Source organism: Halopseudomonas maritima (assembly GCF_021545785.1).
Taxonomy (GTDB): Bacteria; Pseudomonadota; Gammaproteobacteria; order Pseudomonadales; family Pseudomonadaceae; genus Halopseudomonas; species Halopseudomonas maritima.
Window position 1 is genome coordinate 3,381,267 of the sequence record NZ_CP079801.1, and the last position, 12,697, is coordinate 3,393,963.

9 protein-coding genes are annotated in these 12,697 nt (G+C 61.2%); 7 read left to right on the forward strand and 2 right to left on the reverse strand.

Annotation, left to right across the window (positions count from 1 at the left end; all coding sequences use genetic code 11):
• Nucleotides 1-303 precede the first annotated feature (303 nt).
• The 7 genes from nirB to HV822_RS15710 all read left to right on the forward strand — a co-directional run bounded on the left by nirB (nucleotide 304) and on the right by HV822_RS15710 (nucleotide 9,987).
• Entirely contained in the window at nucleotides 304-2,862 is a 2,559-nt protein-coding gene (gene nirB, locus HV822_RS15680) for a nitrite reductase large subunit NirB (RefSeq protein ID WP_238871111.1), read from the forward strand.
• Nucleotides 2,862-3,227 (forward strand): nitrite reductase small subunit NirD, encoded by a 366-nt coding sequence (gene nirD / locus HV822_RS15685; RefSeq protein ID WP_238871113.1) that lies wholly within the window; start codon nucleotides 2,862-2,864, stop codon nucleotides 3,225-3,227. The genes nirB and nirD overlap by 1 nt, the downstream gene beginning before the upstream one ends.
• 71 nt (nucleotides 3,228-3,298) lie before the next feature.
• Nucleotides 3,299-4,108 (forward strand): formate/nitrite transporter family protein, encoded by an 810-nt coding sequence (locus HV822_RS15690; RefSeq protein WP_238871115.1) that lies wholly within the window; start codon nucleotides 3,299-3,301, stop codon nucleotides 4,106-4,108.
• A 54-nt stretch (nucleotides 4,109-4,162) separates the two neighbouring features.
• Nucleotides 4,163-5,881 carry a bifunctional protein-serine/threonine kinase/phosphatase gene (locus HV822_RS15695; RefSeq protein ID WP_238871116.1) on the forward strand — a complete coding sequence of 573 codons (1,719 nt, stop codon included), beginning with the start codon at nucleotides 4,163-4,165 and terminating at the stop codon, nucleotides 5,879-5,881.
• A 302-nt stretch (nucleotides 5,882-6,183) separates the two neighbouring features.
• Nucleotides 6,184-8,445, forward strand: a complete 2,262-nt coding sequence (locus HV822_RS15700; protein WP_238871117.1) for a DUF6351 family protein — start codon at nucleotides 6,184-6,186, stop codon at nucleotides 8,443-8,445.
• 135 nt (nucleotides 8,446-8,580) lie between these two features.
• Nucleotides 8,581-9,168: a LysE family translocator gene (locus tag HV822_RS15705; RefSeq protein WP_238871119.1), complete on the forward strand. Its 588-nt coding sequence runs from the start codon at nucleotides 8,581-8,583 to the stop codon at nucleotides 9,166-9,168.
• Nucleotides 9,169-9,183: 15 nt separating this feature from the next.
• Nucleotides 9,184-9,987, forward strand: coding sequence for an AraC family transcriptional regulator (locus HV822_RS15710; RefSeq protein ID WP_238871122.1), 804 nt, complete (start codon nucleotides 9,184-9,186; stop codon nucleotides 9,985-9,987).
• 62 nt (nucleotides 9,988-10,049) lie between these two features.
• Here the strand turns inward: HV822_RS15710 and HV822_RS15715 are convergent, their stop codons facing one another.
• Nucleotides 10,050-11,501 (reverse strand): esterase-like activity of phytase family protein, encoded by a 1,452-nt coding sequence (locus tag HV822_RS15715; RefSeq protein WP_238871123.1) that lies wholly within the window; start codon nucleotides 11,499-11,501, stop codon nucleotides 10,050-10,052.
• A gap of 320 nt (nucleotides 11,502-11,821) precedes the next feature.
• Entirely contained in the window at nucleotides 11,822-12,661 is an 840-nt protein-coding gene (locus tag HV822_RS15720; protein WP_238871125.1) for a CvfB family protein, read from the reverse strand.
• Nucleotides 12,662-12,697: the final 36 nt, after the last annotated feature.

Consider the following 12,697-nt stretch of genomic DNA (forward strand, 5'->3'; position numbering starts at 1 on the left):
CGAGTAGGGCAGGGTTTTTAGTTTTTTTGGTTTTTTTAAAATCAAATAAAAACAATGGCTTGATGTTTGTTTTGTGGGGTTTGTGGTCGTCTTTTACAGGTTGGCATGGCAGTTGCTGAAGCCTGTTAGAGGCCGGTGCCGAGACCACCGGCTGGAAGTGAGTCGCCGGTGTTGGCGTGGGCTTGCCCTTTATTCGCTTCCCCACAATCTGTGAATCCAAGGCAAAGGCGCCTGCAACTGGAGACAGTTGCAGGCGCCTTTTTTGTTTTCTGCCCCACAGCAGAATCTGAGTGAGGACTGGCCATGAACGCGTTCGTCGCCCCGATCAAGAAAGAAACGCTGATCATCATCGGCAATGGCATGGTGGGTCACCACTGTGTCGAGCAGCTCGTCGAACAGGGGGCGTTGGCCCATTTTGATGTCCACGTGTTTGGTGAGGAGCGCGAGCGCGCTTACGACCGTGTGCATCTATCCGAGTATTTTGGCGGTCGTGATGCTGAGTCGCTGGCGTTGTGTACGCCGGATTATTACAGCGAGCACGGCGTGCAGTTGCACCTGAGCGAGGCGGTGCTGGAGATTGATCGCGAGCAGCGCCAAGTGGTGACACCTACCGGTCGTCTGGCGTACGACAAGCTGATTCTGGCAACCGGCTCCTATCCCTTTGTACCGCCGATTCCGGGCGCTGAAGGCAACTCCCGTCTGGTCTATCGCACTCTGGAAGATTTGGACGGCATTCGTGCAGCGGCCACCAATGCCCGTCGCGGCGTGGTCGTCGGTGGCGGCCTGCTGGGCCTGGAAGCGGCCAACGCGCTCAAGTCATTGGGCCTTGAGGCGCACGTTGTCGAGTTTGCTCCGCGCTTGATGCCGGTGCAGCTGGACGTGGACGGTGGTGCAGCGCTCAAGGCGCGTATCGAGGAGCTGGGTGTGGGTGTGCATCTGTCGCGGGCGACCAGCGAGATCGTCGCCGGTGAAGACTATGCCTACCGCATGAACTTTGCCGATGGCGAGTTTCTGGAAACCGATCTGGTGCTGTTCTCCGCCGGTATTCGCCCGCAGGATGCGCTGGCCCGGGCCTGCGGCCTGGACGTGGCCGAGCGCGGCGGGGTGGTGATCGACGACCGCTTCCGCACCAGCGATGCGTCTATCTTCGCCATCGGCGAATGCGCCTCCTGGAAGGGCAGCATCTTTGGTCTGGTGGCGCCGGGTTACACCATGGCGCGCAACCTGGCCGCGCAACTGGTCGGCCAACCGCATGAACCCTTTGCTGGCGCCGACATGTCTACCAAGCTGAAACTGCTGGGCGTGGATGTGGGCTCCATCGGTGATGCCCATGGCAATACCGAAGGCTCGCGCAGTTACCGCTTTATCGATGACGTGAACGCCAGCTACCGCCGTCTGGTGGTTTCGGCGGATGGTACCCGGGTGATCGGTGCGGTACTGGTGGGTGATAACAGCTATTACGACACCCTGCTGCAATATGCGCAGAATGGCATCAAGCTGCCGGCCGATCCGGCCAGCCTGATCCTGCCGGTGGGCGACGGTGCGCCGGCGCTGGGCGCCGATGCGTTGCCCGCTACCGCCACCATCTGCTCCTGCCACAACGTCAGTAAGGGCGCCATCTGCTGCCAGGTGGACGCGGGCTGCACGGACCTTGGCGAGCTGAAAGCCAACACCAAGGCGGCGACCGGCTGCGGCGGTTGCTCGGCGCTGCTCAAGCAGGTGTTCGAGCATGAACTGTCGGCCCGTGGCGTCGAAGTAGACAAGAGCCTGTGCGAACACTTTGCCTTCACCCGTCAGGAGCTGTACGGCATCGTTCGCGTCGAGGGTATCGAGTCCTTTGAAGAGCTGCTGAGCAAGCATGGCCGAGGACATCACGGCTGCGACATCTGCAAGCCGGCAGTCGGCTCTATTCTGGCCTCCTGCTGGAACCAGCCGATCACCGATCCGGGCCTGATTCCGTTGCAGGACACCAACGACACCTTTATGGCCAATATGCAGAAGAACGGCACTTACTCCATCGTGCCGCGCATTGCCGGTGGTGAGATCACCCCGGCGAAGCTGATTGTGCTGGGGCAGGTGGCCAAGAAGTACGACCTCTACACCAAGATTACCGGTGGTCAGCGCATTGACCTGTTCGGCGCCGAGCTGCACCAGTTGCCGGACATTTGGGGCGAGCTGATTGAGGCTGGCTTTGAAACCGGCCATGCCTACGGCAAGTCGCTGCGTACCGTGAAATCCTGCGTTGGCAGCACCTGGTGTCGCTACGGCGTGCAGGATAGCGTCGGCATGTCGCTGGTACTGGAAAACCGCTACAAAGGCCTGCGCTCACCGCACAAGATCAAGTTTGCGGTGTCTGGTTGTACCCGTGAGTGCGCCGAGGCGCAAAGCAAGGACGTGGGCGTGATTGCCACCGACAAGGGCTGGAACCTCTACGTGGCAGGCAACGGTGGCATGCGTCCGCGCCACGCCGAGCTGTTCGCCACCGACCTGGATGACGCGACGCTGATCAAGTACATCGACCGCTTCCTGATGTTCTACGTGCGCACTGCCGACCGGCTGCAACGTACCTCTGTGTGGCGTGAAAGCCTGGATGGCGGGTTGGAATACCTGCAAGACGTAATCATCAATGACAGCCTGGGCCTGGGGGCCGAGCTGGAAAGCCAGATGCAGCTGGTGGTGGACCGCTATGAGTGCGAATGGGCCAACGCGCTGAAAGATCCCGACAAGCTCAAGCGCTTCCGCACCTTCGTCAACGACGAGCGCAACGACCCGGATATCCATTTTGTGCGCGAGCGTGGCCAGCGGCGGCCGGTCAAGGCGTGCGAATTGCACCTGATTCCCGTGACTGAGGAGGTAGTGTGATGACTCAAGTAAACCGTGCTGAAGACATGCAATGGTGTGCGCTCTGCGGCCGCGCTGATCTGGTTGCCAACTCGGGCGTGGTGGCCTGGGTAGCGGGCAGGCAGGTGGCGCTGTTTCACCTGCCGCAGGCTGATACCGAGGCGCAGCTCTACGCCATCGAAAACCGTGACCCGCAGTCCGGCGCCAATGTTATTGGGCGCGGCATCGTCGGTCAGTTGAAGGGCGAGATGGTGATCGCCTCTCCGCTGTACAAGCAGCATTTCCGGCTGCGCGACGGCCAGTGCGTGGAGTACCCGGACCAGCAGTTGCAGGTCTGGCCGGTGCGCCTGGTTGGCGATCAGGTCGAGATTGGCCTGAGCCACTAAGGTAGTCCCCCTTTGGCCGCCCCTTCGGGGCGGCCTGTTTTCTCTGAATCTCAAGCGTGAGAGGCACCTTCATGTCTTATTTGGTCCCTGCTGAATTTGTTACCAAGATGGTTGACGCCGGTGAGTCGAAAATTTACATGTCCACCCGCGACACCCTGATTCGCGCCTTCATGGCTGGCGCCATCCTCGCGCTGGCGGCGGTATTTGCCATCACCATTACGGTACAGACCGGCTCGCCGTTGGTCGGCGCCGCCTTCTTCCCGGTTGGTTTTATCATGCTCTACCTGATGGGCTTTGATCTGCTCACCGGGGTGTTTGTGCTCTGTCCGCTGGCGCTGCTCGACAAACGTCCGGGGGTGACGGTCAAGGGGGTGCTGCGCAACTGGGGGCTGGTGTTTGTCGGCAACTTTGCCGGCGCCCTGACCGTGGCGGTGATGATGGCTTTCGTGTTTACCTACGGATTCTCTGCGGCCGCTGGTGAGATTGGCGAGAAGATTTCGCACATTGGCGAGAACCGCACCCTGGGCTATGCCGAATACGGTCTGGCCGGTTGGCTGACTATCTTCCTGCGCGGCATGCTGTGCAACTGGATGGTATCCATGGGCGTGGTGGGCGCGATGATTTCCACCTCGGTCAGCGGCAAGACCATCGCCATGTGGATGCCCATCATGCTGTTCTTCTACATGGGTTTTGAGCACTCGGTGGTCAATATGTTCCTGTTCCCGTTCGGCATGATCATGGGCGGTGACTTCTCGGTGATGGACTATATGATCTGGAACGAGATTCCTACCGCACTGGGTAACCTGGTGGGCGGTCTGGCGTTCACCGGTCTGACCCTCTACACCACCCACGTGCGCACCGCGCCCAAGCGCGCTATCTAATCCTTTCCTGGAGAATCATTTGCGCCCGGATCACCCGGGCGCAGGTGTCACCGCATGCATCCGACTCTGTTGCTTTCCGTTGGCCAGTCATCCAGTGCGGGTATCAAGCCGCAGAACCAGGACTTCTCGGCCGTGCTGGTGCCGCAAGGCAGTGCGCTGTTCAGCAAGGGCGCGGTGCTGGCGCTGGCCGATGGCATTAGCTCCAGTCTGGTCAGCCAGGAGGCCGCACAGGCAGCGGTGAACGGCTTTGTGCAGGATTACTATTGCACCTCCGAGGCCTGGTCGGTGCGCCAGGCCGGGCAGCGGGTTTTGCTGGCGCTCAATTCATGGCTGCATGCCCAAAGCCGGCGCAGTCAGTACTGTTATGACCGTGATCGTGGCTATGTGTGTACCTTCAGCGCGCTGGTCATCAAGTCCACCACGGCGCACCTGTTTCACATTGGTGATGCCCGGGTGTATCGGGTGCATGCAGGCAGTCTCGAACAGTTGACCGAAGATCACCGGGTCTGGATTGGTGAAAACAGCCATCTGGCCCGTGCGCTGGGCATCAATGACCGGCTGGAAGTCGATTATCAGAGTCTGCCGTTGCGTGTTGGTGATCTATTTCTGCTGGCCACCGACGGGCTCTACGAGTTTATCGAGGCGGCCGACGTCAGCCGGCAGTTGGCCCGCGCCGGAGGTGATCTGCAACAGGCGGCCGAGGCGCTGGTCACGCTGGCGCTAAACAATGGCAGTGACGACAACCTGACCCTGCAATTGCTGCGCGTTGATGCGCTGCCTATGGCGCAGGCGAGTGAGCTGCACCAGCAGCTGGATGATCTGCCGCTAACCCCGATGCTGCAAGCAGGCAGCGATTTCGACGGCTTCCGCGTGCTGCGCCAGCTGCACGCCAGTGCGCGTAGTCACGTGTATTTAGTCGAGGACCGCGATAGCGGCGAGCAGGTGGTGCTCAAGGCGTTGGCTACCGACCAGCAAGGTGATCGCGCTGCGCAGGAGCGCCTGCTGACCGAGGAGTGGATAGCTCGGCGCATCAACAGCCCGCATGTGTTGCGCGCCGCGCTGCCTGAGCGGCGGCGCGGTTACCTGTACAGCCTCAGCGAATACCTGGACGGCCAGACCCTGGAGCAGTGGATGCGCGACAACCCCGAGCCGGAGCTGCAGCAGGTGCGCGACATCATTGAGCAGGTTGCTCGTGGCCTGCGCGCCTTCCATCGGTTGGAAATGCTGCACCAGGACTTGCGCCCGGCCAACATCCTGATTGAGCGCAGCGGCTGCGTGCGCATCATCGACTTTGGCGCGGTGCAGGTGGCCGGTTTGCTGGAAAGCGGCCTGCAGCAGCGCGGCGAGCTTCTGGGCACCGCGCAGTACACCGCGCCCGAGTACTTTCTTGGCGAGGGGGGGAGTGACCGCTCCGACCAGTTCTCGCTGGCAGTCATTGCCTATCAGATGCTCAGTGGCCGGCTGCCCTACGGCACGGGGGTGTCCGCCGCACGCAGCCGGGCGGCGCAGAACCGCCTCAGCTACCAGTCAGTCCTTAGCCCGACTCGCTCGCTACCAGCCTGGATCGACGCTGTGCTGCGCCGCGCCCTGCAACTGGACCCGGCCAAGCGTTTTGCCGATGTCGATGAGTTTGTCTTTGAGCTGCGCCAACCCAGCGCTGCCAGCCTGGCTACGGGTAAGGCGCCGCTGCTGGAGCGCGACCCGGTGCTGTTCTGGCAGTTGGTGTCGCTGGGGTTGGGCGCTGCGCTGCTGGTGAGTTTGACGCGCTTCTGAGACAGCGTGGGTAGCCTTGTTACATTTCTGCTTTGCTTAATTTTGGCGCATTTTCTAACCCGGACTAGACTCCTGTAAGTCGGCTGCGACCGACGGCGTGGGCGAGAGTGCAGGATGCAGAGGGTGTACGCGACGCTGTTGGCCGATCCAAACTACCCTCTCTCTGCTGGCGCCCGGCAATCTCGACAACAAGTCCAAGAGAGGGATTCTTCATGGCCTGCCCAAGAGTTTTGCTATCCATTCCTGTGTTGTCTATCGCCCTTAGTGGCTGTCTTTCCAGTAGCGATTCTGACGATGATCCGGTGCGCCCAAACTTGCAGCTAGGGGTGTTATCCAGCGCGCTCGACCAGGTGACCGGTGATGATGTGCTTGTGACTATCGAGGGTGACCTGGATGTGGTTGATGCGGAGCTGGACAACCTGGAGCTGTGGCTGAACGATGCCGAGATCGAGCCGACCCGGATGGTCGAGCGTAACGGTCGATTGGAAATACTGGTCGAGGGGCTGACGCTCGGCGAAAACCGTCTGGAGCTGCATCACAGCCGCTTTGGCGAGCTGAACAACATGACACTGACAGCCTACCCAGAGACCGGGCCGGTGTTTTCTGGACCGCAACAGTATCCCTTTGTCTGCAGCGTAGTAGGGCAACTGGGTATCCAGCCGCTGGTCGACAACCAGGAGGGCGGTTTCCCGGTTTACGAGGACGAGACGGTGGTAGGTTACAGCCGTGACTGCACCATTGAACCTCGGGTGGAGTTTCTCTACAGGACTACCGGTGGCAGTTACGCAGCGCTGCCGGCAGACCGCAGCCGTCCGGCCGACATGGCGACGACCACCCTGACCGACGGACGGGAGGTGGATTTTGTCGTGCGCCGTGAGGTTGGCACTCTGAACCGCTTTATCTACAGTTTTGCCACCCTGGCTGACCGCAGTGATGCTGAGGACGCCGCCAGTACCGAGCTGTGGAACGGCCGCTTGCTGTATCACTTTGAGGGCGGGGTTGGTATCGGGCATAGTCAGGGCCGGCTAAGCGGTGATGCGCTCACCCCGGAAGTGCTCGGCTTGGGCTATGCGGTGATCTACTCTACCGGCACCCGTGCCAGTACCCACTACAATCTGCAACTGGGCGGTGAGACCGCGCTGATGACCAAGGAGCACTTCGTCAAGCGCTTCGGTGTGCCTGACTACACCGTGGCCATTGGCGGCTCTGGCGGAGCGATTCAGCAATATGTTTACTCGCAGAACCACCCGGGTTTGATTGATGCCGGGGTGCCGCAATACGCCTACCCGGACATGGTGACCCAGACCATTCATATCGGCGACTGCGAGTTGCTGGAGCACTATATGGATGCCACCGATCGCGCCAACTCGCGTTGGCAGACCACCGAGAACCGCAGCCTGCTGGTCGGCCTGAATGCCACGGATGCCTATGCCGATCCGTTGTACGACACCAAGCGCACCCTCGGCTACGCCAGCGCACCGGGCATGTCTGAGTGCGTCCCGGCCTGGCGCGGGCTAACTCCGCTGACCATGAATCCGCTGTACGGACAGGCGCCGTATCAGGAGCAGATGCAGCCGCCGGAAATCATGGCGGATGTGCACTGGACGCATTTTGATGATTTACGCAACGTATATGGCGTAGATGGCGAGGGTGAACCGCGCACGCTGTTTGATAACGTCGGCGTGCAATACGGCTTGTTGCCACTGCGAAGAGGGCAGATTACTCCGGCCGAGTTCCTGCGCTTGAACGCCCTGATTGGCGGTTGGAAACAGCCGAGTGAGATGGTCCAAGAGGGCGCGCCGTTCCTGCCGCCGAACACCCCGGAAAACTTCGATCCCTGGAGTCGTCGCAACATGAACCTCAGTGCCGACGGGGTTGCACCTGCGCCGCGCACCGAGGGCGACCCGCTGGCGATGAACGCCGCCTATGAGCAAGGCATCGTGTTTGATGGGCAGTTGAATATTCCGGTAGTTGATTGGCGGCATTATCTGGAGGAGGTGCTGGATATGCACAATAGTCACCAATCCTTCTCGGCACGTCAGCGTATTCTGAACCGCATGGGCCACGCTGATAATCAGGTGATCTGGTTTACTGATAGCCGCCCAACCGACACCAGCAATCCAGCCAGGCCGCGGCCGCAGCGCAACTTTGACCAAACCTGGATGGCGCTGGAGTTGCTGGACGAGTGGTTAAACAATATCCGCGAGAACCCCGAGCGCAGCATCGGCGAAAACCGCCCGGCGACTGCGCTAGACAGCTGTTTCAACACTGACGGCAGCCTGATCGCGGAGGGTGACAACGTATGGGATGGCATCATCAACGAGCAGCCAGCAGGGGCCTGTACCCAGCAGTTCCCGACCTATAGCACCTCGCGAATGCAGGCAGGTGGGCCGATTGAAGGCAGTATCTTCAAGTGTGCGCTCAAGCCGGTAGCCAGTGCGCTCAGCGATGGCACCTATGGCACCTGGGTTCCGGACTCCGATGAGATCGCCCAGCTCAATGCGATCTTCCCGCAGGGTGTATGCGATTACAGTGAGCCTGATCAAGGGCGGCCGGAAAGCTGAGTCACCGAGATGATGGTCGGGCTAATGCCCGACCACTCAAGGCGCCGCGAGGCGCCTTTTTTGTGCGCAATTTCCTTCAATACACGCGAGTGCCATTGCGTCAGCATGCCGCTGTTCGGGTCATGAGGGCGTACCATGCTGTCGCTGTGGTTATCGATGTTGGCGTTTATTCTGGTGGGTTCAATCGCGCCGGGGCCGGTTTGTGTGGTGACGGTCAGCAGTGCGGCACGGGTCGGCTTGCCAGGGGCCATGCCCTATGTGGTAGGCGCCTCGCTGGGCTATGCGCTGATGGTATTGCTGCTGGGGCTAGGCTTGCTTGGCAGCCTGGCGCAAAATCCGCAGGTGTTGCAGGGGCTGGCCTGGGTTGGCGCGGCCTACATGCTGTACTTGGCTTGGCGGCTTGCGAGGGCAAAGCCGGGGTTGCCGCGGGCAGATAACGCCAGGGTGCCTGGCTTTTGGGCTGGCGCCCTGGCGCAGTGGCTCAACCCCAAGGCGTGGCTGTACTCCCTGTCGGGGCTGGGGTTGTTCGTCAGCAATCAGGCGCAGTCGTTGGCGGTTTTCTGTATGGTGTCGTTGCTGGTTTGTCTGTTTGGTGTGGGGTGCTGGGCGGTGCTGGGGCATTTGCTGGGTGGCCGCCTGCCAAGTGTGCGGGCAATGCGCGTATTCAACCTGTTGATGGCGTTGTTGCTGGTGCTCAGCGTAATGCTGATTCTGTGGCGGTGAGAAGGTGAGATGAACATGTCGCAAGAGCAATTTCTTCAGCGTAGCCCAGCGCTGCCGCTGGTTGAGCTGCGGCAGGCAGATCGCTCCAGCGCGTGTTATCAGGCGCACACGCACGACGAGTTTTCCTTTGGTGTGATCGACCAGGGGCACACGGCCTACCGCAACCGTCAACGCCTTGAGCGTATCGGTGCGGGCAGCATGGTGACGGTCAATCCGGGTGAGGTGCACTCGTGCAACCCGGCGGCCGGTCAGTGGTCGTATCGCATGCTGTTTGTTGATGCCCACTGGTTGGGCTCTTTGCAGCGCGAGACCTTTGGCGGCAGCGCTGACTATCAGGGCTTTCCGGATGTTTGCAGTGTGACGGGGCGAGCGCAGTTCGACGGGCTGTACGCCAGCCTGCAGCGCTCAGACGGCGCGCTGGAAGCGCAAGGGCGGCTGGTCGAGTTATTGCACCCGCTGTTCAGCCGCGCTCAGGAGCACACCCCAACGCTGCATCAGAGCGGCCTGCAGCGCGCGCGGGAGTTGATCATGGATCGGCTTGGCAGCAATCTGCAATTGGAGGAGCTGGCCGAAGCGGCTGAGCTTAATCGTTATCAGCTGATTCGCGGTTTCAAGCGGCTGTACGGTCAGGCGCCGCATGCGTATCAATTGGATGCGCGGATCAAGCAAGCGCGTTCACGCTTGCGCACTGAGCCGGTCAGTCTGAACCACCTGGCGCTGGATCTGGGCTTTGCCGATCAGGCGCATTTTCAGCGTCACTTCAAATTACGTACTGCGCTGACGCCCGGCCAGTACCGGGCGTTTCACCAGGCCACCTGAACGCCTCTCTGAAACAATACAGGCGCCGTAAAGGCGCCTGTATTGTTTGCCAGTCCAGCTGATCAATCGACTGACAGGTCTACTTCTCGGATGTACAGGCGGCCTGCGTCGATGGTGGCGTCGTCGAGCATCTTTTGCTCCAGTACGCCGCCGGTGGACCAGGTGGCGAAGTCATCGTCGTTCAGCACGCCCAGGTGGCCGTTGTCGATGCGCCACAGGCCTTCCATTTTGTCGTGCGGGTAGTTGGCTTCAACCACCATGTCCAGCGCCAGTGTCTTGTCTACCGGGTAGATGCCGACCGCAGCTAGGGCTTCCCAGCCACCTTCCAGTACCACTTGCTCCAGCGTCTTGCCATTGATGGTCAGGCCGAGATCCGGGTCTTGCACCATGCCGGGCAGCAGCGCCACGGTTTCCAGGTTGGTGCCGGTAGACAGGTCAATGCGGTAAACCTGCTTCTGCGCATCGGGCGTGACGCCGGCTGCGCCGTTCGGGCCACCGTAGAGGAAGCTGCCATCACGCTCCAGAACCAGAAAGTCGGTAGCGCTCAAGCCGACCATCTCCGAGTTGGAGTTGGCTGGCAGCTCCTGCCGGTAGAGGTACTGGCCGATCTCGTTGGTCTGCAGGTTGACGGTGACAATACGGGTGATGGTGAGCGAGCGCACTGTGCGGTCCGGCAGGTCCATGGTGGACTGCATCAGGCCGACCAGCGTGGACTCATCCGGGGTGATGGCCAAGCCTTCCATGCCGCGATTGGCGCGGCGATAGGCGTACTCTGCCGGCAGGTTGATGCGGGTGCGTGTATCTGCCGCAAATGGGTTGATACGGTCGATCTCGCGGCCCTCGGCGTCAAAGTGAACCATGTGTGGGCCGTATTCGTCGCTGGCCCAGAAGCTGCCGTTGCGCAGCGCCACCAGACCTTCGCCATCTAGGCCGTAGTCGTCGAGTTTGATCGGGTTGGTTGCGGCATCGTAGGGCTGCATGGGGTCAACCACAATCGGTGTGCCATCGGGGTTGTAGGGCGTTTCACCGGTGCCGCCCAACGCGGAGGTATTGGGCAGACCGGTGATCAGGGTGCCGTCCGGGCGCTTGAGCAGGATGGTTGCCAACTGCTCGACACCGCCGCTGGCGATGATTCGGAAGTGGCCGATGCGCGGAGTGTAATCGGCGACCGGGAATGACTTGCCAGAGCCGTAGGCGCCACCCACAAAGTCGGCGTTGGGGCCGCGGTCGGTCATGGCGTAGAACTCACCGAGGTTGCTCGGGTGCGCGGTCATGGCCGAGCCGTAGCCACCGTTACGCACCTCGAACGGGGCCATGGTCTTGCCGTCGATCAGGTCATCACGCAGCACCGCGAAGGGCAATTCGACCCCTGCCTGCGGGAAGGCGGCCAGGCGTGCGGCCAGCTCTTGCTCGGGGGTGGTTGCGGCGTCGTCGTCATTGCCGCTGTCGGAGTTACAGGCGCTCAGCAGCGCGCTGCCCAGCAGCAGCGCAGACAGCACTTTCCAGTTGGTCATTACATCATCCTTGTCATCGGCAGGGCGCCGGCGGCTGCCGTGCGCGAAGATCGGCAATCTAGCCCCGGGACGTGACAAAACAACGAACGCATGATGACCGTTTGAGGATCAGGCCGGTCCGCCGCTTAGGCGTTATGGCCTGGTGCAGAGGGGGCTGCATCCATGGCGGAGACGCCGTTGGTCTACTCCGCCCCCGTAGCATGGAGAACCGCGCAGCGTTCTCCGTGGGTTCATTTGCCGACGCGCGGAGAAGCCTGCGGCGTTCTCCGCCCTACGTCAGAGCCGCAATGCGCAGGCCCGCCGGTCCGCCGTGCCGTTGCTTATTGGGCCAGTTCGATATGCTCCGAATGAATCCGAATAACGCCCTTTTTCATCAAACCACCAATGGCCTTTTTGAAGTTGCTCTTGCTGACGCCGAAGGCATCGCTGATGGCCTCGGGACTGCTGCGATCACTCAGGGCCAGGTGACCACCGCTGGCCTGCAGGCGGTCGAGTATCTGCTGCTGCAGCAGGTCAGCGGCCCGGGCGCCGACCGGCTGCAGGCTGAGGTTGATCTTGCCGTCGGGGCGCATCTCACGAATGTAGCCCTGCTCCTTGCGGCCCAGCTTGATCGGCCTGAAGGCTTCATTGCGGTGTACCAAACCCCAGTGTTCGCCATTGATGATGGCCTTGTAGCCCAGGTCGGTACGCTCGACCAGCAGCAGGTTGACCGCATCGCCGACCTTGTAGTTGGCCGGTGTCTTGTCCAGGTAGCGATCCAGACGGGTGGTCGCCAGCACCCGGCTGGTGTGCTTATCCAGATACAGGTAGGCGACGCAGTACTGGCCTTCTTCCAGTGGCTTTTTCAGCTCGGCAAAGGGCAGCAGCACATCCTTGGGCAGGCCCCAGTCGAGGAACAGACCGACTCGGTTGCGCGCGACGACTTTGAGGTTGGCGAAGTCGCCCACCTGCGCGCGGGGGCGCAGGGTGGTAGCAATGATGCGGTCTTCGCTGTCGAAGTAGACGAACACCCGCAGGCGGTCACCCACCTCGGTACTCTGATCCTTGGGTACATAGCGGTTGGGCAGCAGGATTTCGCCGTCTTCACCACCGTCCAGATAGAGCCCGAAGTCGGTGTGCTTGGTGATTTCCAGATGATTGAAACGCCCAATGTCGGCCATGCTGCTGCTCCTGATTGCGATAACCGCGCATTCTAG